Source organism: Plantactinospora sp. KLBMP9567 (assembly GCF_033446045.1).
Lineage (GTDB): Bacteria > Actinomycetota > Actinomycetes > Mycobacteriales > Micromonosporaceae > Plantactinospora.
On record NZ_JAWQRR010000033.1, the window covers coordinates 40,266 to 63,601 of the forward strand.

Consider the following 23,336-nt stretch of genomic DNA (forward strand, 5'->3'; position numbering starts at 1 on the left):
CGGCGCGGACCGCCGGATGGAGCCGGTCGGCGGCGACGAGAGACGCGCCGTCTCGGAGCGAGAACGTTAGGCATGAATGTTGACCGGCGTGCAATAGATGTCTAGCGTCTCCGTGACAGGGCTTTCCCTCATGGTGGGAGGCAACCGTGCGACGTACCGCCGTATCCGCCGTCGCGCTCGTCGTGGCGGTCGCCACGGCCGGCTGCGGCGGCGACCCGTCCACCGGAGACGCTGCCGGCCCGATCAGGGTCGGCCAGATCGTCTCCCTGACCGGCAACTACGCACCGCTCGGCACGGAGAACGAGAAGTCCGTGGCGCTCGCGGTCGAGCAGATCAACGCGGCCGGCGGGGTGCTCGGCCGCACCGTGGAGCTGATCGTTCGCGACGACAAGAGCCAGCCCGACCAGTCGGTGCTGGCCTTCAACGACCTTCGCAGCCGCGACGTCGCCGCTGTGATCGGCTCGCCCTTCTCCAACTCCGCCCTGGCCACCATCCCGCTGGTCGACCGGGAGAAGATCCCGTACATCTCGCTCACCCCCGCCGACGAGCAGGTCGACCCGGTGCACCCGTACGTCTTCGTCGTGCCGGCCACCTCGGCAACCTATGCGGACCGGATCCTGCAGTACCTCAAGGCGCAGGGCATCACCAGGATCGCCGTCGCGTACGACGGGCGCAGCTCCTACGCCAAGGCCGGCTTCGACGGCACCCGGCAGAAGGCGACCGGCCATGGCGTCACCCTCACCGCCAGCCCGGAATTCCAGACCACCACCACCGAGTTCTCGGCTGTCTTCAACCAGGTACGCTCCTCCGGGGCGCAGGCGCTCGTCGTCTGGGCCACCGGCGCTCCCGGCGTGGCGCTGGCCAAGCAGTACGCCACCGCCGGGCTCGACGTGCCGGTGGTCTTCACCGGGGCGCAGGCCAGCAGGCTCTGGCTGGACCCGGTCGGCCCGGCCGCCGAGGGCGCGGTGGTGGCCAGCTCGATCGGCGTGGTCGGCGACACCCTCCCCGACGGGGAGCAGAAGCAGGCGATCGACGAACTGGCCGGCGCGTTCCGCGGCAAGTACGGGTACCCGCCACCCCAGTTCGCCCAGGACGGCTACAGCGGGGTACGACTGCTCGCCGCCGCGATCGAGAAGGCCGGCGGCACCGACCGGGAAAAGATCCGGGACGCTCTGGAAGGGCTGACGGTGACGACCCCGAACGGCACCTACACCTACAGCGCCACCGACCACGCCGGCCTCAAGGCCGACTACATCTCCGTCAACACGGTGCGGGGCGGCGCGTTCGTCCCCACCGACTGGGCGCGGGAGCAGCTCGCCGCGGTGGCGGGCGAGTGACCGAGCCGCTGCTGCGGGTCGCCGGTGTGTCGCACGCCTTCGGCGGGGTGTACGCCGTGCGGGAGGTCGACATCGACGTCGCGCACGGAGAACTGCGGGCCGTCATCGGGCCGAACGGCGCCGGCAAGTCCACCCTGTTCAACCTGGTCGGCGGCCAGTTGGCACTGCGTACCGGCGAGATCGTGCTCGCCGGTACCCGGATCGACCGGCTCGCGGCCCACCGCCGGGCCCGGCTCGGGATCGGCGTCGTCTTCCAGGGCGCCCGGATCTTCCGTGGCATGACGGCGCTGGAGAACGCGATGGTCGGCGCGCACGCCGTCACCGGAGGAGGTTTTGTCGGCGCCGTGTTGCGGCTGCCGGTGCACCGCCGGGAGGAGCGGAAGATCCGGCAGAGCGCCCGGGAGGCGCTGGCCCGGGTCGGCCTCGCCGACTGGGCCGACCGGCCGGCGGAGTCGCTGCCGCTGGGGCAGCAGCGCGCACTCCAGGTGGCCCGTGCGCTCTGCGGCCGCCCCCGCCTGCTCCTGCTCGACGAGCCTGCGGCCGGCCTGCGTACGGCCGAGCGGGACGCACTGGCCCGACTCTTCGAGGAGCTGAAGGCGAGCGGCCTGACGATGGTGATCATCGAGCACGATGTCGCCTTCGTGACCCGGCTGGCCGACCGGGTCACCGTACTCGACCTCGGCCACGTGATCGCCGAGGGCACCCCCGCCACGGTCCGGGCCGATCCGGCGGTCGTCGCCGCGTACCTCGGGACAGGGGTGCCCGCGTGATCGACGTGGTCGACCTCACCGTCCGGTACGGCGTCGCGGTCGCGCTACACGCGGTCAACCTCACCGTGGCGGACGGGGAGATGGTGGCGCTGATCGGCCCGAACGGCGCGGGAAAGTCCACACTGGTCAACACGCTCTCCGGGATCCAGCGACCGGCCGGCGGCACGGTGACGATCTCCGGCCGGCTGGCCCACGTGCCGGAGGGACGCCAGGTCTTTCCCGACCTGACCGTCGACGACAACCTTCGGCTCGGGGGCTGGCGTATCCGCAACCGCCACACGGGCCCGATCTACGAGATCCTGCCCGGCCTGACCCCGCTGCGTCGCCGCCGCGCCGGTCAGCTCTCCGGCGGGGAACAGCAGATGGTGGCCGTCGGTCGGGCGCTGATGGCCCGGCCGGACGTGCTGGCGGTCGACGAGCTCTCCCTCGGCCTCGCCCCGCTCGTCGTCGCCGACCTGGTGCGGCACCTGCGGGAGCTGAACGCCGAACGCGGTCTCGCCGTGCTCCTCATCGAACAGAACGCCCGACTCGCCCTCGACCTGTGCAGCCGGGGATACGTGCTGGAGGCGGGGCGGGTCGTCGCCGCCGGGACCGCGGCGGAACTGGCCGCCAGCCCACGGGTGGCCGAGGCCTATCTGGGAGTGGCCGGGTGAGGGAGTTCCTCCAGTACCTGATCACCGGCGTTGGCGGCGGATGCGCGTTCGCGCTCGTCGGCAGCGGTCTCGTCGTCGTCCACCGAGTCACCCGGGTGGTCAACTTCGCCCAGGGCTCGTTCGCGGTGATCGCCGCGATGACCGCGTCGACGCTGCTGGCCAGTGGACTTCCGCACGGCCCGGCCGAGGTGTCCGCGGTGGCGGTCGGTGCCGGTGCCGGGCTGCTCGTCGGGCTGGTCGCGATCGGCAGGCCGGGTACGCCACCCGGCGCGTCACTGATCATCACGCTGGGGCTGGCCGTCTTCGCGTACGCGGTCGAGGTGCTGATCTGGGGAGACCAGCCTCGGTCGTTCGCCGGGGTACCCGGTGCGGTCGAGTTCGGTGGCGTCCGCTTCCAGGCGCACTACCTGCTCATCATCGGCGCGACGGCCGTCGTCTTCGCCGGCACGGCCGCGCTGTTCGCGCGTACCGACATCGGCCGGGCACTGTCGGCCTGCGCCTCCAACCCGTACGCCGCGAAGGTCGTCGGGATCGACGTCGTCCGAATGGGGCTGCTGGCCTTCGGCATCGGCGGTGCGCTCGGCGGGCTCGCAGGGGTACTCGTCACGCCGATCCAGCTCGTCACCTTCGACTACGACGTCACGCTGATCGTGGGTGGCTTCGCCGCCGCCGTCTTCGGCGGCCTGATGCGGCCGTTGCACACCCTCGCCGGTGGACTGTTGCTGGGCGTGGCCCAGTCCTTCGTCGCCGGTTACGGCGGTGCCGCGTACCAGATGGAGGTGGCGCTGGTGCTGCTGCTCGCCGTGATGATGAGGCAGGCGGCGCGCACGCCGGTGGCCGAACAGGAGCCGGCCTGATGTCGCGGCGGGTGCCGGCGGTGGCCGTGGCGGTGGGCGCGCTCGCCCTGCCACCGCTGCTGTCCGGCAGCCACCTGACCGTCTACATCCTGCTCGGCCTCGCCGTGATGGTCACCGTCGGGCTGTCGCTGCTGATGGGGTACGCGGGTCAGATCTCTCTCGGGCAGGCGTCCTTCTACGCGATCGGTGGCTACACGGCCGGCCTGCTCAGCGTGCACAGCCTGCCACCGGTGCTCGGTCTGCTCGCCGCACCACTGGTCTCCGCCGCTTTCGCGGTCGTCGTGGGAGTACCGCTGCTGCGGCTGCGGGGTCACCACCTCGCCTTCGCCACCCTCGCCATGCAGCTGATCCTGCTCTCCCTGGTCGCCCGGGCGGACTGGGCGGGCGGTGCCATCGGCCTGCAGGGCATCCCACGGCTGTCGGTCGGCGGCTACGAGTTCGCCGACGACATCTCCTACGCCTACCTGGTCTGGGTCGCGGTCGCGCTCACCCTGCTGGTGGCCCGCAACATCGTCGCCTCCCGTCCGGGTCGTGGCCTGCGGGCCCTGGCCAGCAGCGAGACCGCCGCGGCGGCCAGCGGCGTGCCGGTGGGGCGCTACCGGCTCACCGTCTTCGCGCTGTCCGCCGCGTTCGCCGGCCTGGCCGGCGGCATCTACGCGTTCTATCTCGGCTATCTCGCGCCGGGTTCGTTTCCGGTGCTGCTCTCCATCGAGTACGTGGTGATGGCCGTCGTCGGCGGGCTCGGCACGCTGTGGGGCGCCCTCGTCGGCGCCACCGCGATCATCCTGCTCGTCCAGGTGCTCAACACGCTCGGCACCCAGCCCGGGATGCCCGGCTATGCACCCACCGTGCTCTCCTACGCCGTCTACGCGGTCCTGCTCGTGCTGGTCGTGGTCTTCCTGCCGCACGGCATCGTTCCGGCGGTACGCGACCGGCTGACCCGCAGGGCGTCGAGCGGTACCGGGTAGCCCGGCGGCCATCCCGTCATCCACCGTCGACCACCTCCGCGCCGCCGGTACGGAGGTACGCGGACCTGCGCGGTCGCACGGTCGCGATCGCGCAGGTCCGCCACTGCCGCGCCGGCGCCGGTCGGCTGCGGGTCGGCCGTTGCTACGGACTGGTGCAGGTGAGTGACGGGGTTGCCGGTGTTCCGCTGCCGAGGAAGCCGAACGTGGTGGAGCCGGACGCCGGTAGTGAGCCGTTGTACGAGGTGTTCCGTACCGAAACTGTCGAGCCGCTGATGCTCAGCGTGCCGTTCCAGACCTGGTCGACGGTCTGGCCGCTGCTCAGGATCCATCGGACGGTCCAGCCGTCGATCGCCGCGCTGCCCGTCGCCACCGTGACCTCGCCCTGGTAGCCGCCCGGCCACGAGTTGGTCGTGCGGTAGGTTGCGCCGCACGCGCCGACGGGCGGCGGGGTGGTGGTCGGTGGGGGAGTCGGGGTGTTCGAGGGTCCTGCGGAGGGCGTGCCGGTCGGCGGTGTGGGCGGTGGCAGGAGCGGGCAGGTGCTGCGGTACGTGACCACGCCGGTCGAGTCCAGCAGCGGGCAGAGGAACTGGCTGTACCGGGTGTCGTTGTCGACGAACATCTTGACGAACGGCAGCATCGTCCGGATTATCACGGCGTTCGACCTGCCGACCGGGAAGAGATGGTCGGCGCCGGCGATCTCCAGATACGCGCTCTCCGTCGTGGCCGGCAGGCTGCCGTAGAGGCCGTTGAGGTAGGTCGGGGTGACCACGGTGTCGGCCTGCCCGGCGAAGACAATCGTCGGGATCCGGTCGTTGGCCAGGTCCGACGACGGCAGGTACGGCGCGATCCCGACCGCGGCCTTCAACGACGGGCGCCGGATGGCCGCGTTGAGGGCGCCTCCGCCACCCATCGAGTGGCCGGACACCGCCAGCCGGTCGGGATCGACCCGGTCACGCACCGGACTCTGTTGCGTGAGGTAGTCCAGCGCGGCGAGCAACTGGGTGCCCCTGGCGACGTCGAAGTCGTTGCGGCTGTTGGTATCGATGCCGATCACGACGAACCCGTGGGAGGCGAGCCCCGGACCCATCCAGGCGAGTTCGGCGGAGAACAGCGCGGTGTAGCCGGGCGAGATGGCGATCGCGCCGAAGGTCCCCTGGCTGGTGTCGGTGGGGTAGTAGATCGCGCCGCCGGCGAAGCCGTACCCGGTCGGGACGCCGACCGACGCGCCGCGCACAGTCGGTACCTCCTTGGTGGCGGGTGGGTGGCGTCTGGCCGCCGGGACGGCCCCGTCGACGACGAGTGGAGACGCTGTGGTGGCCGGTCTTCGCTCGATCGGTCGATGGGGGGCCGTCCCCGCGGGAGGTCGGCGACTCCGTGTCGGTCGCGGTCCGGTGGTCCGCGACCGACACCGACGTCATGTCCGGGCCCAGCGTTGGTTGGTTCCGCCGTGGCACGACCACACGATCACGGCGGTGCCGTTGGCGGTTCCGGCGTTGTCGACGTCCAGACAGAGCGAGGGGAACCGGACGCTGCTGATCGTGCCGTTTCCGTTGTGGACCCACTGCTGGTTGGTGCCGCCGTTGCAGTCCCAGACCTGCACCCGCGTGCCGGCGGTGGCGTTCAGCGAGATGTCCAGGCACTTGCCGAGCAGTTGCAGGGCCTGGCCGGACTGGCTGAACTGCTGGTTGGCCCCGCTGTGGCAGTCCCAGATCAGCGTGCCGGTGCCGTTGGCCGTGTTGCCGTTGTCGAGATCCAGGCATCGGCCACTGGACTCCCCGCGCAGCCGGAAGGTCGACGGCGGGTCGGTGATGCCGCCGCCACTGACCCGGTACACGACCGTGCCGTGCGCCGGCACGCTGGCCGAGATCGCACCGGTGCTGCTGGAGGTGGCGTTGGTCCAGGTGTCACGCAGCGTGAACGAGCTGCCGGTCTTGCCGACCGCCGTCGCGGTCGTGGAGATCGTCGTGGTGGCACCGCCCTGGTTGAACAGCGCCACCGCCACGTCACCGTTGGACAAGCGCTTGGCCAGTACCCGCCGGGTTCCGTCGAAGGACACCTGGACCGCCTGCAGGGCCAGCGAGTCCTGGTTGATCGCGATGAGGTTCTGGTTCTTCATGATGGCCTGGGTGATCGAGTTCATGCTCCGCACGTCGTTGCCGGCGATCAGCGGGGCCGCCATCATTGCCCACAGCGCGAAGTGACTGTGCATCTCCGTGTCGTTCATGCCGCCCCGGCCGACCTCCATCATGTCCGGGTCGTTGAACGCACCCGGCCCGGCGTAGTGAGCCAGTGGCACGGTGACGTTGACGATGTTCTGGATGCCCATCGGGTACCCGTTGGTCTGCCCGGTGTCCCACGCGTTGGTGATGTCCTCGGTGGTGCGCCACATGTTGGCCACGTCGCCCCAGTTGCGCATCGGCCCGGTCTTCTCGTGGATGCTGTTGGAGTTGATGCTGTAGACGATCGGTCGGCCGGTGGCGGCCAGCGCGTCACGCATCAGGGCGAACCTCGCCACCTGGTCGTTGATCGTTCCGGTGGGCGAGCACCAGTCGTACTTGAGGAAGTCGACGCCCCATGCGGCGAACTGCCGGGCGTCCTGGGCCTCGTGCCCCTGGGCGCCGGTCGCCCCCGGGTAGCTGCCGAAGTACTGGGCGCAGGTCCGGTCCAGCGGCGCCTGGTAGATGCCGAAGAGCAGACCCTGGGCGTGCAGGTAGTCACCCAGCGCCTTCATGCCATTCGGGAACCGGGACGGGTTGGCCTGGAGGTTGCCCTGCGCGTCCCGAGTCGAGTTCATCCAGCAGTCGTCGACGACGACGTACTTGTAGCCCAGGTCCCGCATGCCGGAGCTGACGATGGCATCGGCCACCTGCCGGATCAACGTCTCGTTGATGTTGCAGCCGAAGGTGTTCCAGCTGTTCCAGCCCATCGGCGGAGTCCGGGCCACTCCGTTGTTCAACGCCTGTGCCGGTTGTGGCGAGACGGTGGGCTCGACAACGGCCACCCCCACGGCCACCAGAACTGTGGTCAGGGTGGCCAACAATCTCGTACGTGCGTGCATTGGGCCTCCAGCGAGCTACGGGGACGGACGGCAGCACGTCCTGGATGTGAGGCCGGTCGGACTTCGCATCCGAGCGGGTTCCGGGGTCCGGGTGAGCTGTTGCCCCGTACCACTCGGGCGGAAGTCGCGCGCACCAGGCCGGCGCCAGGTCGGGTGGTCTGCACTCATCCCATGGGTCAGCATCGATGTGAGCGGTAACATACGCTGTCGCGTTTGGAAGCGCAAGACGGGAGTTTCGGTGGCCGAATATGTGTCCAGTGGCCCGGACAAGAAGCAGGCCCGTATCCAGCTCCTTGTCGCTGCGATGTCCAGCGGGGATCTGCGTCCGGCGGCATGACGGCGCGCGGTGAGGCGGCTCCCGACGCACGGTGCTGCGGGCGGTTCGCAACCATGGGTGGCCGTGGATGCGCTCCGGTCGACCTCTAAGGCGTTCCAGGCCGCCGGGATGACCCTCGCGGCCTCGGAGACGTTCGGGTCGCCGACAGGCGACAGCGGTCGAGCGGCGGGTTCGGCATTGACATAAGTCGTTTGACGTATGACGATGTGAGCGCTAACTGCTCGATCGCGGGTCAGGTGGCTGCCGGGAGCCCTGACGATGCACCGCCGCGATTCGCGCGGACTCGCCGCATCGCCGGCTCAGGGCAGGGCCGGACATTCGGGGGCCGGTGGCCGCGTGGAGGCTGCGGATCACTTCACGTGCCGACGCCACCACCGGACGCCGGCACCACCCCTGGGCGCACGCGTCCGTTCTGCTCGCGTGCAACCCCGACCGAAGGAGCGGATCATGAAGGCCACCGGTGAGGCTCGGCCCGCCTCTCCACAGAGACATCGCTGGCGGTCAGGGCTGGCCGTCGCGGCGGCGGCGGTCGTCGCGGCCGGGACGCTCGTCGCGGTGAACGCCGCACCCGCGTCGGCGGCGACCGTGGACACCAACGCCTGGTACGTGCTGGTGAACCGGAACAGCGGCAAGGCATTGGACCTGTACGCCTCGGCCACCAACGACGGCGCGCGGATCAGCCAGTGGACGCGGAACAACGGCGCGAACCAGCAGTGGCAGTTCGTCGACTCGGGCGGCGGCCACTACCGGCTGAAGTCCCGGCACTCCGGCAAGGTCCTCGACGTGCACAACTGGTCGACCGCCGACGGCGGTGCGATCGTGCAGTGGTCCGACCTCAACGCGACGAACCAGCAGTTCCGGCTGGCCGACTCCGACGGGGGGCACGTGCGGTTGATCAGCCGGCACAGCGGCAAGGTCGTCGAGGTGCAGGGCGCATCCTCGGCGGACGGCGGGAACGTCGTGCAGTACTCCGACTGGAACGGCACGAACCAGCAGTGGCAGCTCGCCCGCGTCGACGGCGGCGAGCCACCGCAGGGTGGTACCGGCTGCGGCAAGGCCCCGACGCTGTCGAGCGGCACGCACACGACCCAGAGCAACGGCAAGAGCCGTTCCTTCATCCTGCGGATGCCGGCAAACTACAACAACAGCAACCCCTACCGGCTGATCTTCGCATTCCACTGGCGGGGCGGCACCATGCAGGACATCTCCTCGGGCGGCACCAGTGGGGCCGCCTGGTCCTACTACGGCCAGCAGGAACAGTCGAACAACAGCGCGATCCTGGTCGCGCCCCAGGGGCTCGGCAACGGTTGGGGCAATGCCGGCGGCGAGGACGTGACATTCGTCGACGACATGATCCGGCGAATCGAGGCGGACCTCTGCGTCAACCCGAGGCAGCGCTTCGCCCTCGGCTTCAGCTGGGGCGGCGGCATGAGCTACGCGCTCGCCTGCGCCCGGACGAACGTGTTCCGGGCTGTCGCGGTCATCGCCGGAGCGCAGATCAGCGGGTGTAGCGGCGGTACCCAGCCGATCGCGTACTTCGGGCTGCACGGCATCTCGGACAACGTCCTCAACATCTCGCAGGGGCGGTCGCTGCGGGACACGTTCGTCCGGAACAACGGTTGCACCGCCCAGAGCCCGCCGGAGCCGGGGGCGGGCAGTCGGACGCACGTCACCACCGCCTACTCGGGATGCCGGTCCGGCTACCCCGTGCAGTGGGCCGCGTTCGACAACGGACACATGCCCGGTCCGGTGGACGGGACCTATGCCGAGAGCGGCATCACCACCTGGACCAAGGGCGAGATCTGGCGGTTCTTCGCGCAGTTCTCCTGAGACGGGTCGAAGGACCTGACGGGCGGGCTCGTGGCGAGCAGGGGTGCCGGCACTCTCTGCGGACCGGGAGCCCGTCCGTCCGGCGATAGTTCACCGCTGGAGACGGCTGGGGCTGCCCGTTCCGCTGCGGCGAACGAGCCAGGCCTCGGTGATGTGGGTGAACATCGCCTCGGCGGCGCCGTCCGGGTCGTGGGCGGCGATGCGTTCGTAGATGCGCCGATGCCCGCGGTTGGACGCTACGCACAGCGAACGTTCGGTCCGGCCCATGTACCGGGAGGTGTTGACGACCTGACTCTCCAGCGCGCGTACGACACCACGGGCGATGCGGTTGCCGGACGCCTGCATGATCGTGTCGTGGAAGGCGCGATCATGTTCGTGGTAGGTGACGTGGTCCTCGACGAGTTCGTCCATCCGCTTCACCTGACCGCGTAACCGCTCGATGGTCTCCTGGTCCGCCAGCCGGGCGGCGACGTTCGCCATGTCGGACTCGAGTACCCGCCGGGTGACGACGAGGTCGTCGAGGATGGCGAGGCTGTCGTCCTCGGCGATGGTGGCCGCGAGGACGAGTTCGTCGAGCATGTCCCACGACGACGGCGGGGTGACCATGGTGCCGGCGCCCTGGCGGACCTGTACCAGCCCCTTCTCCTGAAGGATCTTCACCGCTTCCCGGACGACGGTCCGGCTCACGGAGAAGGTCTCGCAGAGCACCGGCTCGGGCGGGAGCGACGTCCCGGACGGGTGTGTCCCGCGGACGATGCGCTCCACCAGCTCGGCGGTGACGGCCCGGGCGAGGTTGGTCGGTCGTCGCGTCCAGGCCGGGGGCGCTGCAGCATTCAAGGCGGTCTCCTGCGATCGCGTCATGTCCCCTCCGGGTGGCTCGCCGCGCTGGTAGCCCGGTGTCCGTGGTCAGTGTACGGCCGACCGTTGACGGGCAGACATCATACGAGTTACGTTTCCGCGTAATGATGACGCCTGACGGTCGGTTCGCCGGCCACCCCTCATTCAAAGGGTGACAACGATGAAACAGCGAGCAATATGGCCGGCCGTCCTCGTTGTGGGACTGGCGCTGGCCGGCTGTGGAAGTGCCACAGGGTCGGACTCGTCGCAGGGTGGGTCGGAGGGCAAGCTGGTGGTGTGGGACTGGAAGTCTGGCGAGGCTTCTGCCGCACCCTATATCGAGAAGGCGAAGGCGGACTTCGCGAAGAAGCATCCGGACGTGACGGTCGAGTTCGTCGCCCAGCCCTTCGACCAGTACTACACACTGCTCGGTGCGGCGATCCAGTCCGGCAAGGGCCCGGACGTCATCCTGTTCAACGGAGGCGGTCAGATCCGTGACCGGGTGGACGCGCTCGTGCCGCTGGACGAGTACGTGGCCGAGGACAAGCAGCGGCTCGCCGGCTGGGACGCGTTCAGCAAGGAAGGCAAGATCTACGCCAGCCCGGTGACGCTGCAGGGCCACCCCATCTACTACAACAAGGCGCTCTACGAGAAGGCCGGGCTCGATCCGGCCAGCCCGGCCACGACGTGGAGCAAGTTCCTCGCCGACTGCGCCGCCATCGCCAAGGCCGGCGCCAAGTGCTTCGCCCTCGGCAACAAGGAGGGTGCCGGTATCCAGTTCTGGCTCTCGGGCCTGGGGTCGGGCATCTTCACCGCCCAGGAGTACGACAACTGGATCGCCGGGAAGCGGGACTGGGCCTCGCCCAACGTCAAGCGGGTCTTCCAGCTCTGGAAGGAGGCCGGCGACGCGGGTCTGAACAACGACGGGGCCAACTCGACCGCGATGTTCAACGACTCCTTCGCGCTCTTCCAGTCCGGTAAGGCCGCCCACGTCATCGGGCTGATGTCGGACGTGGGGCACTGGAAGGACTTCAACGAGTTCCTGACGGCCGACAAGCTCGGCGTCATGGACGCCCCGATCGTCACCGCCGGGACCACCCCGAGCCTGCCGTACGACGGCGGCATCGGCTACGGGGTCGCCCGGTGGACGAAGGACCCGAAGGTGGCCGCCGACCTGGTGCGGGCGCTGACCTCGACCGACGCGCTGAGGGCCTTCTACGCCGAGGCCGGTGCGATCGCCGCCGACACCACGATCGACGTGTCGCAGGGTGGCGCGGCCGTCGCCACAATCGTCTCCGAGATCAAAGGCGGCAAGCCCGCCCTGCACGTGGCGCTCTCCTCGAAGACGCTGGACCTGATGGGTCGGCTCTCCCAGCAACTGCTCAGCGGCTCGACAACCGTCGACGAGGTGGTGAAGCAGTTGGCCGCTTCCGACCGGGCGGGCTGAACCCGTGCCGATCGGAAACGTACCGCCGTCGGTCCGTCCGACGCGCGCCGGTCGGACCGACGGGGCGGCGGCCGGGTCCGCCACCCATCGTGGCGGCGCCCGTTCCCGGCGCACCCGTGGCCTGCGGTCCGAGCGCCTCGCCCCCTACGTCCTGGTGGCCCCGGCCGTCCTGATCATCGTGGTGATGCGGCTCTACCCGCTGCTTCTCGGGGTCAACTTCTCCTTCACCGGCGACGGTGAGCGGAACGGGGTGGCGGTCGGTCTCGACAACTACCTGCAGCTGTTCCGGGATCCGCTGTTCCGGACCGCGCTGGGCAACGTGGGACTGCTGGTGCTGCTGCTTCCGGTGGCGGTGGCGATTCCGGGGCTGCTCGCGACGTTCATCTACCTCCGGGTGCCCGGTCATCGGGTGTACCGCGGCGTCTACTTCTTCCCCGCGGTGCTCTCCCCGGTCATCGTCGGCGCGATCTTCAACCTCCTGCTCGCCTTCGATGGCCCGCTCAACGCCGTTCTCGGGTCGGTCGGCATCGGTCCCGTGGACTGGCTCGGGGACCCGGACGTCGCCATGTTCATGGTGGTCGGGGTGCATGTCTGGGCGACCTTCGGCATGGCCCTGGTGGTGTTCCTCGCCGGGTTCGCCACCCTGGATACCGCGCTCCTGGACGCCGCCCGGGTGGACGGGGCGGCGCTACCCCAGGTCCTCTGGCACGTGATCATCCCGGGCCTGTCGCGCACCATCCAGTTCGTCTTCGTGACCACGATGATCGGGATGCTGACGTCCATGTTCGGCCTGCTCTACGTCATGACCAGCGGTGGTCCGGAGGGGTCGACGTACCTACCGGAGTACTACATCTGGATCCAGCAGGGCCAGCTGAACCGACCGGCCCTCGCGTCGGCCGCGTCGACGGTGCTCTTCGTGATCATGATCGTCGTCGGGCTGCTCCAGATCAAGCTGCTCAGGCGGACGGGAAGGGAGGACTGAATGTCTCGCATCCGTCTGGGCCGGTGGCTGGTTGCCATCCCGATGGCGCTGCTCGCGCTGGCGACTGTCTATCCCCTGCTCTTCACCGCCAACGTCGCGATGAAGACCCGGCATGACTACATCCTCGACCGGTTCTCCCTGACCGACGCACTGCGCTGGGAGAACATCAGCACGGCCTGGAACAGCGTCGGCATGGGCCGGTACTTCGTCAACTCGCTGCTCGTGGTGACGTCGTCGGTGGTCCTGCTGCTGCTGTTCGGCTCGATGGCCGGTTTCGCCCTCAGCCAGTTGCGTTTCCGCGGTTCGACGGCGCTGTTCCTTGGCTGTCTCGCGGGACTGTTCGTGCCGTTCCAGGTGATCATGGTGCCGCTCGCCCGGATCATGGCAGACAGCGGTCTCATCGACACGTACCCCGGGCTGGTCCTCGTCTACGTGGCCCAGTTCCTGCCCTTCACCGTCTTCTTGATGACGAGCTACTACAAGACCATCCCGCCGGAGATCGTCGACGCGGCCAGGATCGACGGCAACAGCGTGTACGGCGTGTACCGCCGGATCATGCTGCCCCTGGGCACCCCGGCACTGCTGTCGGTCGGCATCCTCAACGCCCTGTTCTGCTGGAACGACGTCCTCATGGCGCTGGTGATGATGCCCTCGGCCGACCATCGGACCCTCATGGTCGGCGTCACCTCGTTGCGGGGGCAGTACTCCGACGACATCCCCACCTTCGCGTCCGGGGTCCTGATCGCCGCTGTTCCCGTCCTGGTGGTCTACCTGTTCCTCCAGCGCCAGATCGCCGACGGCGTCGCCGCCGGTTCCATGAAGGGCTGACATGCGGATCACCGGATATCGGACACTCACCACGGTCCAGGAATGGGGGCGGCCCGTCGGCGACGCCAACGGCGTCTTCTCCGACGGGGTGGTCCCGGTGTCGATCGTCATCGTGGAGACCGACGAGGGCATCTCGGGGGTCGGCCTCGGGCCGCACGTGGAGATCGAGCGGATCTTCGCGGCCATCGACGGCGAAGACCCCCGCGCCGTGACGACCCTCTACGACCGCATGCTGCGGCACACCTTCAAGGCGGGCCACGCGGGCCCGGTCTTCGGCACCATCGGCGCGCTGGACACCGCCCTGTGGGACATCAAGGCACAGGCGGCCGGCGAGCCACTGTGGCGGCTGCTGGGCGGACGTGACCGGCGGGTGCCCGCCTACGCGTCCGGCCTGGACATCGGGCTGACCGACGACGAACTCGTCGCGACGTACGAGGTCTACGCCCGGTACGGCCTGCGGGCTGCCAAGCTCAAGGGCGGCCTCGACATCGAGCGCGACCGGCATCGCCTCTGCCTGGTCGGGGAGGTGCTGACCGAGGCCGGGCACGGACTGCGGCCCGGTCTGATGCTCGACGTGAACGAGGCGTGGACCCGCAAGCAGGCCGTCCGACACGTCTACGAACTCGAACGCACCCTCGACCTCATCTGGATCGAGGAACCCGTCCGGCGCTGGGACGCCGAGGGCCTCGCCGCCGTCGGCCGGGGAGTGCGCGCGTCGGTCGCCACCGGAGAGAACCTTACCGGGCTGGAGCAGTACCGTCCCCTGATCGCCGCCGGTGCGGTCGACATCGTGCAGATGGCCGCGGTCTGGGGAGTCACCCACTTCCTGCGGGCGTCCGCCCTGGCGCACGCGCACGACCTGCCGGTCAGCCCGATCGGCAACAGTCCGGTCGGGCTGCTGCACGCCGCGACCTCGGTGCCGAACCACCTGACCAGCGAGTTGCAGGACCTGGCTCCACCGGTCGGGGTCTCCATCGACCTGCACGTCGAGGACGGTGCCTTCGTGCTCGGTGACTCGCCCGGCCTGGGCGTCCGGGTCGACGAGGACCAGATCCGGGCGACCACTCGGCACCCGGAGGCGCAGACGTCCGAGGGCCCCCACGTCCGGCCCGAGCGGGCCGGACGGCGACTACTGGCCGGGGTCGACGTCATCGCCCCCGCGCGGCGGTTCCCCGGCGCGCCGCTGCACTCCCACAACGACGTGTCTTCCACCGCACGCCACTGACCCAACCGGTCTGCGTACCGAAAGGACCTCCACGTGCTCCCTCGCCCGTACCGTCCAGACGAACCAGCGCGGATGCCGCCGCGCCGCTGGCCGCCGGAGTGCGCGCCGGGCCGCCGGCCGGGAGCGCCGGAGCAGCCCCGGCGGCCCGCACGGTCGTGGTCGCCGCCACCGGAGCCGCCAACGCCGACGGCAACGGCCCCGGTACCCGTGACGGGCCAGTTCCGCTTCACCGAATTCAGCGTGAGCTGGCCGCCAGAACAGGCAGTCGTGGGTGCTCCGCCACGGCGTTGCACCCCGGTCCTGCCCGGTCGGGACGAACGACGTACCGACCACCGAGACGGAGGATCGATGAGGACAGTGGTCTACCGGGGGGCGCGCCACCTCGGAATCGAGGATCGTGACCCGGAACCGCCGGGTCGCGGCCAGGTGCGGATCGCGGTGGCCTACACCGGGATCTGCGGCACCGACCTGCACATCTACCACGGGGACATGGATGCCCGGGTCGGCGCCTCGGCGATCATCGGACATGAGATGTCCGGGCGGATCGCGGCCGTCGGAGCGGAGACCACCGGCTGGTCCGTCGGCCAGGCCGTCACCGTGATGCCGACCCGCTCGTGCGGGGAGTGCGCCGCCTGCCGGCGCGGCAACTCCCACATCTGCCACGCCATGGACTTCCTCGGCATCGACTCGCCGGGCGCCATGCAGTCGTCCTGGAACGTCCCGGCGGACCTGGTCCTGCCACTGCCCCAGGAACTGCCGCTCGACCACGCGGCGCTCGTCGAACCGGTCGCGGTCGCGGTACACGACGTCCGGCGGGGAAACGTGACCGCCGACGACCAGGTGGTCGTGGTCGGCGGCGGGCCCGTCGGGGTCCTGATCGCCACCGTCGCGAAGGGCTGCGGCGCGCGGGTGCTCCTCGTCGAGCCGGATCCGTTCCGGCGTGCCGCCGCAGGCGGGATGGGAATCGAGGCCGTCGACCCGGGGACGACCGACGTCGTGGCGCTGGTGAACGACCGCACCGACGGCGCGGGCGCCGACATCGCCTTCGAGGTCTCCGGCTCCGCGTCCGGCGTCGCCACGGCGGTGGACGTGCTGACCACCCGGGGCCGGCTGGTGATGGTGGCGATCCACCCCCGGCCCCGGGAGGTCAACCTGCACCGGTTCTTCTGGCGCGAGTTGGAGCTGTTCGGTGCCCGCCTGTACCAACGGGCCGACATGGCGGAGGCGATTCGGTTGGTCGCGTCCGGCGCGATTCCGGCGGAACGGCTCATCTCCCGGGTCGAGCCCGTCGAAGCCGTGAACGCCGCGTTCACGGCCCTGGAGGGCGGCGGCGTGCTGAAGGTGCTGCTCGACTGGCGGGAGGCCGACCGGTGACCACCTTGTTCGACCTGTCCGGCCGGACCGCCGTCGTGACCGGCGCCCGGCGCGGAATCGGTCTGGCCATGGCCGAGGCCCTAGCCCTGGCCGGTGCCGACGTCGTCGGCGTCTCCGCCCAGATGGAACCGGACGGAAGCGAGGTGGAACGCCGGGTACGGGCAGCCGGCCGCCGGTTCGCCGCGCTGCGGGCCGATCTCGCCGACCGAGCGGCGGTACACCGGTTGGCCCGGGACCTCACCGCGCTCGGGCCGATCGACATCCTGGTGAACAACGGCGGCACGATCGCCCGTACCCCGGCCGCCGAGCACCCGGACGAGATGTGGGACCACGTCATCGAGGTGAAGCTGAGCAGCCAGTTCGTGCTGAGCCGGGAGATCGGCCGGACGATGGTGGAGCGCGGTCGAGGGAAGGTCATCTTCACCGCGTCGCTGCTGAGTTTCCAGGGCGGCATCACCGTTCCCGGGTACGCCGCGTCGAAGTCGGGCGTGGCCGGGTTGACCAAGGCGCTGGCGAACGAGTGGGCGCCCCGTGGGGTGAACGTCAACGCCATCGCACCCGGTTACATCGCCACCGACAACACCCGGGCGCTGCGCGACGACCCCGACCGTGACCGGGCCATTCTCGCCCGTATCCCGGCGGGCCGGTGGGGGCGCGCCGACGACCTCGGCGGCGCCACCGTGTTCCTGGCGTCGGCGGCCTCGGACTACGTCAACGGGATCGTGCTGCCCGTGGACGGCGGCTGGCTGGGCCGATGACGGGCGGTCAGGTGCCGGGGTCATCGACGCGCACCACCACCTGTGGGCCGTCCGGGGTCTGCGAGACGTACGGCGTCACCCTGCCGCAGGCGGCGCTCGCCTTCGTCCGCCGGCACCCGGCCGTGGTCTCGACCGTGGTCGGTGTGCGGGACGGGTCTCAGCTGACCGAGGCCGTGCGGCGGTCGGCGGCCACCGTGCCGGACGAAATCTGGGACGTGCTGGCGGCGGCCGGGCTGCTAGCGCCGCCGCCCGGGTAGGGCGGGCCGGTCCGCCCTGGTCGACGCCGACGTCCCGGTCGGAACCGGTTCCGTTCCTGCTGGAGGCCGGTTCCGACCGGGACGTCACTGACCACGCGGTAGCCGCGGTCCCGTCAGGCCGCGGTGAACCGCCACTGCTGGTTGGTGCTGCCGAGGCAGTTCCACTGCAACAGCCGGGCTCCGTCGCTGGTGGCGGCGCCGTTGACGTCCACGCAGTGTCCGCTGGGCACACTCCTCACCGTGTACACCCCGGAGGTTCCGGTCGGCGTGGCGGTGAACTTCTGCTGGTTGCCGTTGTCGCAGGTGGCCTGCTGGAGGAAGGCGCCCGCAGTGGTGGAGCCGCCGGTCACCTCGACGCACTTGCCGCTGTGCACCGCCTTCAGGTAGACCGCACCAGCACCGGCGTCGACGGCCTGCCACTTCTGGTTGTCGCCACCGGTGGCCGCCCACTGGTGGATCTGGGCGCCGTCGGCGGTGGAGACGCCGCTGACGTCCATCAGCTTGCCGCTGTGCTGCGCGGTGAGCCTCCAGGTCCGGCCCGCTATGCCGTCGGTGTTGGGAACGCCGACCCCGGCGCCGCCGAAGGTGTGCGAGTCGAGGTCGAACCAGTTGTTCGCGCTGCCCTTGAACACCAGGTAGAGCGTGTGGGTTCCGGCGAGAGCGGCGACGTTCACCGGTGGCGTGGACTGGTAGTTGTCCCAGCCGCCGGTGCTGGGCACCGGGGCGGTGGCCAGCACCGTTCCGGTCGGCGAGTCGGCGCGCAGCTCGATGGTGCCGCCGCCGGACGGCGACGACAGTCGGTAGCTGACGGTGGTGATGCCCGACAGGCTCATCGGGGTGAACGCGATCCAGTCGTTGTTGGAGATGTCCCCGACGCGTTTGCCGCTCTCCGCGCCGGCCTGGTCGACGATCCGGGTGCCGGACTGGCTGCTGTAGTACTCGGCCTGCTTGTGTGTCGGCTGGAGGATCCCCTGCCCGTAGCCGGTGAGCGGGGCCGCGCCGCCGGCGCCGCCGTTGTCCGTGTAGTGGGCGTTGAGTACGTAGTACAGGTTGGCGCCGTCGGGGTGTCCGCCGAGTAGGTCGGTGGAGATGGTGCCCGAGCAACCCGGGTAGTCCGTGGTCTCGTGGTGGTGGTCGTCGTGCCCGAGGGCGGGTTTGACGAACACCTTGGTGCAGTCGATCGGGGCGCCCCCGGGGTCGGAGACGTTGACCGTGTAGGACACCTTGTCGCCGAAGGCGAGCATGCCGCCGTTGGGCGGGGTGGTGATGGTGACCACCGGCGCGGTGTTGCCGACGGTGATCTGCACGTTCGCGAAGCCGATCTTGCCGGTGCTGTCGGTGACCTTCAACTGCGCCGTGTAGTTGCCGTTGGTGGTGTAGACGTGCGACGGGCTGGCCGCTGTCGAGGTGGTGCCGTCGCCGAAGGTCCACTGGTAGCGCAGCGTGTCGCCGGGATCGGGGTCGGCCGTACCGGTGCTGCTGAACTGGACGGTCAGCGGCGCGTTGCCGCTGGTGGGCGTGCCGGTGGCCTTGGCGATCGGCGATCGTCCGCCCTGGATGTAGTCGATCCGGTAGAGCCCGGAGTCGTTGTTGCCGCCGCCGAAGTTGGTGCCCCACTCGAGCAGGTAGAGCGAGCCGTCCCGGCCGAACTCCAGGTCCATCGGCTTGTTGAAGTTGCCGGCGGGCAGGAACGGGTTGGTGCGGGTGACCGTCGTGGCCGAGTCGAAGTGGACCTCCTTGAGGTAGTTGCGCGACCACTCGTAGAAGAAGTGCACGCCGTCGTAGTAGGGCGGGAACTTCGTCGCGGACGGGTTCGCCGGGTCGTACCGGTAGACCGGCCCACCCATCGGCGCGGAGCCGCCGGAGCCGAGTTCCGGGAAGGTCGGCGAGGTGCCGTAGCCGTACCAGATCTGCGGCGCGACGACCGGCCGCAGGGTGGTCAGGCCGGTGTTGTTGGGCGAGTTGTTGACCGGCGCGGTGCAGTTGAACTTGGCTCCGACGCTGCCGGTGTCCGGGTTGTACGGTGCGTATGGCTGGTTGTCGCCGTGGCAGAACGGCCAGCCGTAGTTACCAGGGGATTTGATCACGTTGAGTTCGACGAGCCCTTCCGGGCCGCGGTTGGTGGACGGGGGGTTCCGGTCGGGCCCGTAGTCGGCCAGGTAGACCCAGCCGTTGGTCGGGTCGATCGAGAAGCGGAACGGGTTGCGGAAGCCCATCGCGTAGATCTCCGGCCGGGTCTGCGCCGTTCCCTGCGGGTAGAGGTTGCCCGCCGGGACGGTGTAGCCACCGCTGGCCGAGGGCCGGATACGCAGCAGCTTGCCCCGAAGATCGTTGGTGTTGCCGGCGGTCCGGGCGGCGTCGAGGTTGGCCTTGCCGGACCGCCAGTCCAGCGGGGCGTAGCCCTGCCAGTTGGGGTCGAGGTTCGGTGGCGTGTCGTCGCCGGTGCCGATGTAGAGGTTCCCGTCCGGGCCGAACTCGATGTACCCGCCGGTGTGTCCGGGCTCCGGGAACGTACGGTCGCGGTACGCGGGGATGCCGATGATCCTGACCTCGCTGGAAAGGTTCAGCGTGTCGCCGGTGAGCGTGTAGCGGGAGACCCGGTTGACGTCGGTCGTGCTGCCCGCCGGCGAGTGGTACAGGTACACGTGGCCGTTGCTGGCGAAGTTCGGGTCGAGCGCCATGCCGGTGAGGCCGTCCTCGCCGCCGGTGTAGACGCTGAGCGTGCCGGCGGTGACGGTGGTGCTGGTGGACGGCTTGAAGATCTTCAGTTGCCCGCCCCGCTGGACGTAGAGCACCCGTCCGTCGGGTGCCACCGCCAGCGCCATCGGGTCGACGGTGTTGTCGTCGAGGGCACGCTTCTCGAAGTTGCCCCAGACGGTGCCGCCGCAGTCGCCGGGCTCGTTGCCGGCGGCCCACTTGACGCCGCCGAGGACGTGGTTGCGGAAATTGGTCTCGCTGTAGGACTCGGCGGCGTGCCCCATCGCGGTGGCCCAGACCCGGCCGCCGCTGACGTTGCGGCACCAGGAGATCGGATGGTCCGGACCCATCGCCCGGGAGCCCGGGTTGTAGGTGCGTTCGTCAGCGGTCACCAGGACGTGGACGTCACCGCGCGGGTTCTTGTCGAAGTTGTACCACTCCTCGCTGCGGTTCCACCGGTCCGGGAGGCCGGCCGTCGAGGGATGCTTCTTGTCGGCGACGATGGCGGTGCCGGGCAGCACGCCGGGGGAGTGCTCCGGCATGTGGGCGCCGGCGTTCACGGTCTGGTCCCACCACGGGTACTCGCCCTCGATGCCCATGTCGGTGGCGTTGTGGACGGCGACGATGCCCTTGCCGCCGGCGAGGAAGCCCTCCACCGCCTGGCGCTGGGACGCCGAGGTCCACACCATGCCCGAGGTCTGGAACATGATGAGGACGTCGAAGGTCGCGAGGTTGGCCGGGGTGAAGACGTTCGAGTCCTCGCTGTGCACCAGTTCGAAGTTGTTCGCCGCCGCCTGTTGCTGGAACATCGAGATTCCGGCGGGGATCGAGTCGTGCCGGTAGCCGGTGGTCTTGGTGAACAGCAGGGCGCGGAAGGCGGGAGCCGCCGACGCCGGAGGAATGAGCGCGAGCGACAGTAACAGGCCGGCGAGCACTCCAATGATCAATGTGTTGCGACGCATGCCGTCTCCTAGTTCGGGCGGGCAACGGGATTGCGGCCACGGGCCCCGGCGGCGCGTCAGGTTGTGCCTGGGCACGCCTGGGGCACGAGTGTGCTGGTCGCGTCGTGCCGTCCGCCGCAACGGCAGTCAGCCCCGCAGGACGTCACACACCGTGACGTAGGTGTGTTCCTCGCCCCGTGGTCTGCAAGGTGTCGGGATGGGCTACATGTCGAAGTCTATCGATGCCTGTGCTTGTGTTTCACGTCGTTCCGAGGTGCGGGCCGCCGTGTCTGGCTCCTCGGTCCGGCGTCGCTGCCGGTCCAGTGGCGGGCCCGGCGATCGCCTCAGGTCGAGGATTGCGGAGCCGCATCCAAACATCTATCTTCATACGTGTGATGTTTCGCTCGTGTCAAGCGAATGTTTGCGACGTAAGAACGTAAGCCTCCGTACCACGCCCGAAAGTTCGCTGCTGTGCGAACAGAACGACTCGGCGCGCGGTGAACGAACCTCTTCGGTGACTACTATCTGTAAGGGCTTCTGCGATGTCAGATCCACGACCGGCGCCGCTGCTCGCCCTGCGGGGCATCGGCAAGTCCTTCCTCGGGGTACGCGTCCTCGACGGGGTCGACCTCGACGTCGGGCCGGGCGAGGTGCACGCCGTCGTCGGTGAGAACGGCGCTGGGAAGTCCACCCTCATGAAGATCGTCTCGGGCGGCTACGTCCCGGACGAGGGCAGCATCGAGTTCGCCGGTGAACCACGCGCGTTCCGCAGTCCGCGCGACGCGCAGCGGGCCGGCATCGGCATCATCCACCAGGAGTTCAACCTGCTGCCGGAGCGCACCGTCGCGGAGAACGTGTACCTGGGACATGAGCCGGTACGCCGCGGGCTCGTCGACCGCCGGGAGATGCTGCGCCGCACCGGCCGACTGCTCACCTCGATCGGGGAGACCGCACTGCCGCCCGACGCCCGGGTGGGACGTCTCGGCGTCGCGCAGCAACAGGTCGTCGAGATCGCCAAGGCGCTCGCCCTCGACGCGCGGCTGCTCATCATGGACGAGCCCACCGCGGCGCTGGCCGACCACGAGGTCGAGCTGCTGTACGGGCTGGTACGACGGCTCCAGGAGCGGGGCATCGGCCTGCTGTACGTCTCGCACCGGCTCGCCGAGGTCTTCGACCTGTCCGGTCGGATCGCGGTCCTGAAGGACGGCCGCCGGGTGACCACCGTGCCCACCGCGGACACCACCGCCGACGAGCTGGTGCGGCACATGGTCGGCCGGGAACTGTCCAGCTACTACCCGGACCGGGCCGGCCCCGAGGACCGGGGCCTGGTCCGGCTCACCGTCCGGGGCGGGGGCAACCGGAAGCTGCGCGGAGTGGACCTGGAACTGCGCGCGGGTGAGGTGCTCGGCGTCGGCGGCCTCCAGGGTGCCGGGCGGTCGGCGTTGGCCCGTGCGCTGTTCGGGGTCGCCCCGTTCACGGCCGGCGAGGTCACGCTCGACGGCACCCCGGTCCGGCTGCGCTCGCCGCGCGCCGCGATGCGGGCCGGCGTCGCCTACGTCACCGAGGATCGCAAGGGCGAAGGCATCGTCGCCCGGCAGTCCGTACTGGACAACGCGCTGCTCGCCAGCCGGGCCGTCTTCGCGGCCCGGTCCGGCCGCACCGCCCGTACCGTGCGGGTCCGCGAGCTGCTCGCCGCGGTGGAGGTCCGGGCCGTCGATGACGACCAGGAGATCCGCTTCCTGTCCGGCGGCAACCAGCAGAAGGTCGTGCTGGCCCGGTGGCTCGCGGTCAACCCGCGGATCCTGCTCTTCGACGAGCCGACCCGGGGCATCGACGTGGGGGCGAAGGCGGCCATCCACGATCTGGTCCGCCGCCTCGCCCGCGACGGTGCGGCGGTCCTGATGATCTCGTCCGACCTGCCGGAGCTGCTGGGGATGAGTGACCGGATCGTCGTGCTGCGCGACGGCCGCGTCGCGGGCGAGTTGCCGGCCGGCGCGACCGAGGAGGACGTCGTCGCCCTGGCGGTCGGGACCGTACGGGAGGCGGCCCAGTGAGCGTGAGGAGTGAGCCGGGTTTGCGAGCCCCGCAGTCGCGAACAGAGGCGGCCCAGTGAGCGTGAGGAGTGAGCCGGGTTTGCGAGCCCCGCAGTCGCGAGCAGAGGCGGCCCAGTGAGCGTGAGG

General features: G+C 69.9%; 18 protein-coding genes. 14 read left to right on the plus strand and 4 right to left on the minus strand.

What is annotated here, in order from left to right; genetic code table 11:
- The first annotated feature begins 146 nt into the window (after window positions 1–146).
- The 5 genes from R6Y94_RS24425 to R6Y94_RS24445 are packed head-to-tail and all read left to right on the plus strand — an operon-like array spanning window position 147 to window position 4,585.
- Window positions 147–1,337 (plus strand): ABC transporter substrate-binding protein, encoded by a 1,191-nt coding sequence (locus R6Y94_RS24425; protein WP_318398174.1) that lies wholly within the window; start codon window positions 147–149, stop codon window positions 1,335–1,337.
- Entirely contained in the window at window positions 1,334–2,107 is a 774-nt protein-coding gene (locus R6Y94_RS24430) for an ABC transporter ATP-binding protein (RefSeq protein ID WP_318398175.1), read from the plus strand. The genes R6Y94_RS24425 and R6Y94_RS24430 overlap by 4 nt, the downstream gene beginning before the upstream one ends.
- Window positions 2,104–2,760 carry an ABC transporter ATP-binding protein gene (locus tag R6Y94_RS24435; RefSeq protein WP_318398176.1) on the plus strand — a complete coding sequence of 219 codons (657 nt, stop codon included), beginning with the start codon at window positions 2,104–2,106 and terminating at the stop codon, window positions 2,758–2,760. The genes R6Y94_RS24430 and R6Y94_RS24435 overlap by 4 nt, the downstream gene beginning before the upstream one ends.
- A complete protein-coding gene (locus R6Y94_RS24440) occupies window positions 2,757–3,617 on the plus strand; it encodes a branched-chain amino acid ABC transporter permease (RefSeq protein ID WP_318398177.1) in 861 nt (286 codons plus the stop codon). Before R6Y94_RS24435 ends, R6Y94_RS24440 begins: the two co-directional genes overlap by 4 nt.
- On the plus strand, window positions 3,617–4,585 hold the full coding sequence (locus tag R6Y94_RS24445; RefSeq protein ID WP_318398178.1) for a branched-chain amino acid ABC transporter permease: 969 nt from the start codon (window positions 3,617–3,619) through the stop codon (window positions 4,583–4,585). Before R6Y94_RS24440 ends, R6Y94_RS24445 begins: the two co-directional genes overlap by 1 nt.
- A gap of 142 nt (window positions 4,586–4,727) precedes the next feature.
- On the opposite strand, the gene R6Y94_RS24450 is transcribed toward R6Y94_RS24445, so the two are convergent.
- Together R6Y94_RS24450 and R6Y94_RS24455 are read right to left on the minus strand one after the other, a co-directional pair.
- Window positions 4,728–5,819, minus strand: a complete 1,092-nt coding sequence (locus R6Y94_RS24450) for a cellulose binding domain-containing protein (RefSeq protein ID WP_318398179.1) — start codon at window positions 5,817–5,819, stop codon at window positions 4,728–4,730.
- Between the two features lie 180 nt (window positions 5,820–5,999).
- The gene (locus tag R6Y94_RS24455; RefSeq protein WP_412102866.1) at window positions 6,000–7,643 is read right to left on the minus strand and encodes a glycoside hydrolase family 27 protein; all 1,644 of its coding nucleotides are present in this window, start codon (window positions 7,641–7,643) and stop codon (window positions 6,000–6,002) included.
- A gap of 784 nt (window positions 7,644–8,427) precedes the next feature.
- Between R6Y94_RS24455 and R6Y94_RS24460 the strand changes: the two genes are divergently transcribed.
- Complete coding sequence (locus R6Y94_RS24460) at window positions 8,428–9,810, plus strand: RICIN domain-containing protein (RefSeq protein WP_318398180.1); 1,383 nt, start codon at window positions 8,428–8,430, stop codon at window positions 9,808–9,810.
- Window positions 9,811–9,900: 90 nt separating this feature from the next.
- Here R6Y94_RS24460 and R6Y94_RS24465 read toward each other — a convergent pair whose 3' ends face one another.
- Complete coding sequence (locus tag R6Y94_RS24465; protein WP_318398181.1) at window positions 9,901–10,647, minus strand: FadR/GntR family transcriptional regulator; 747 nt, start codon at window positions 10,645–10,647, stop codon at window positions 9,901–9,903.
- Window positions 10,648–10,828: 181 nt separating this feature from the next.
- Here R6Y94_RS24465 and R6Y94_RS24470 point away from each other — a divergent pair, with 181 nt between their 5' ends.
- The 7 genes from R6Y94_RS24470 (at window position 10,829) to R6Y94_RS24500 (ending at window position 17,518) form a co-directional block, all read left to right on the plus strand.
- Window positions 10,829–12,094 (plus strand): ABC transporter substrate-binding protein, encoded by a 1,266-nt coding sequence (locus R6Y94_RS24470; protein WP_318398182.1) that lies wholly within the window; start codon window positions 10,829–10,831, stop codon window positions 12,092–12,094.
- A 4-nt stretch (window positions 12,095–12,098) separates the two neighbouring features.
- Window positions 12,099–13,076 carry a sugar ABC transporter permease gene (locus tag R6Y94_RS24475; protein WP_318398183.1) on the plus strand — a complete coding sequence of 326 codons (978 nt, stop codon included), beginning with the start codon at window positions 12,099–12,101 and terminating at the stop codon, window positions 13,074–13,076.
- The gene (locus R6Y94_RS24480; protein WP_318398184.1) at window positions 13,077–13,904 is read left to right on the plus strand and encodes a carbohydrate ABC transporter permease; all 828 of its coding nucleotides are present in this window, start codon (window positions 13,077–13,079) and stop codon (window positions 13,902–13,904) included.
- 1 nt (window position 13,905) lies between these two features.
- Window positions 13,906–15,129, plus strand: a complete 1,224-nt coding sequence (locus R6Y94_RS24485; protein ID WP_318398185.1) for a mandelate racemase/muconate lactonizing enzyme family protein — start codon at window positions 13,906–13,908, stop codon at window positions 15,127–15,129.
- A 348-nt stretch (window positions 15,130–15,477) separates the two neighbouring features.
- The gene (locus R6Y94_RS24490) at window positions 15,478–16,503 is read left to right on the plus strand and encodes a zinc-dependent alcohol dehydrogenase (protein ID WP_318398186.1); all 1,026 of its coding nucleotides are present in this window, start codon (window positions 15,478–15,480) and stop codon (window positions 16,501–16,503) included.
- The gene (locus tag R6Y94_RS24495) at window positions 16,500–17,261 is read left to right on the plus strand and encodes an SDR family oxidoreductase (protein ID WP_318398187.1); all 762 of its coding nucleotides are present in this window, start codon (window positions 16,500–16,502) and stop codon (window positions 17,259–17,261) included. The genes R6Y94_RS24490 and R6Y94_RS24495 overlap by 4 nt, the downstream gene beginning before the upstream one ends.
- Entirely contained in the window at window positions 17,258–17,518 is a 261-nt protein-coding gene (locus R6Y94_RS24500) for an aldo/keto reductase (RefSeq protein ID WP_318398188.1), read from the plus strand. The genes R6Y94_RS24495 and R6Y94_RS24500 overlap by 4 nt, the downstream gene beginning before the upstream one ends.
- A 113-nt stretch (window positions 17,519–17,631) precedes the next feature.
- On the opposite strand, the gene R6Y94_RS24505 is transcribed toward R6Y94_RS24500, so the two are convergent.
- Window positions 17,632–21,177: a ThuA domain-containing protein gene (locus R6Y94_RS24505; protein ID WP_318398189.1), complete on the minus strand. Its 3,546-nt coding sequence runs from the start codon at window positions 21,175–21,177 to the stop codon at window positions 17,632–17,634.
- A 521-nt stretch (window positions 21,178–21,698) separates the two neighbouring features.
- On the opposite strand from R6Y94_RS24505, the gene R6Y94_RS24510 reads away from it, so the two are divergent.
- A complete protein-coding gene (locus R6Y94_RS24510) occupies window positions 21,699–23,210 on the plus strand; it encodes a sugar ABC transporter ATP-binding protein (RefSeq protein WP_318398190.1) in 1,512 nt (503 codons plus the stop codon).
- Window positions 23,211–23,336 lie beyond the last annotated feature (126 nt).

Excerpts from the sequence above, each read along its gene's own strand:
- R6Y94_RS24470 (WP_318398182.1), top strand. The coding sequence starts at position 10,829 with ATGAAACAGCGAGCAATATGGCCGGCCGTCCTCGTTGTGGGACTGGCG.
- R6Y94_RS24505 (WP_318398189.1), bottom strand. The coding sequence starts at position 21,177 with ATGCGTCGCAACACATTGATCATTGGAGTGCTCGCCGGCCTGTTACTG.
- R6Y94_RS24480 (WP_318398184.1), top strand. The coding sequence starts at position 13,077 with ATGTCTCGCATCCGTCTGGGCCGGTGGCTGGTTGCCATCCCGATGGCG.
- R6Y94_RS24445 (WP_318398178.1), top strand. The coding sequence starts at position 3,617 with ATGTCGCGGCGGGTGCCGGCGGTGGCCGTGGCGGTGGGCGCGCTCGCC.
- R6Y94_RS24460 (WP_318398180.1), top strand. The coding sequence starts at position 8,428 with ATGAAGGCCACCGGTGAGGCTCGGCCCGCCTCTCCACAGAGACATCGC.
- R6Y94_RS24500 (WP_318398188.1), top strand. The coding sequence starts at position 17,258 with ATGACGGGCGGTCAGGTGCCGGGGTCATCGACGCGCACCACCACCTGT.
- R6Y94_RS24510 (WP_318398190.1), top strand. The coding sequence starts at position 21,699 with ATGTCAGATCCACGACCGGCGCCGCTGCTCGCCCTGCGGGGCATCGGC.
- R6Y94_RS24455 (WP_412102866.1), bottom strand. The coding sequence starts at position 7,643 with ATGCACGCACGTACGAGATTGTTGGCCACCCTGACCACAGTTCTGGTG.
- R6Y94_RS24485 (WP_318398185.1), top strand. The coding sequence starts at position 13,906 with ATGCGGATCACCGGATATCGGACACTCACCACGGTCCAGGAATGGGGG.
- R6Y94_RS24490 (WP_318398186.1), top strand. The coding sequence starts at position 15,478 with ATGAGGACAGTGGTCTACCGGGGGGCGCGCCACCTCGGAATCGAGGAT.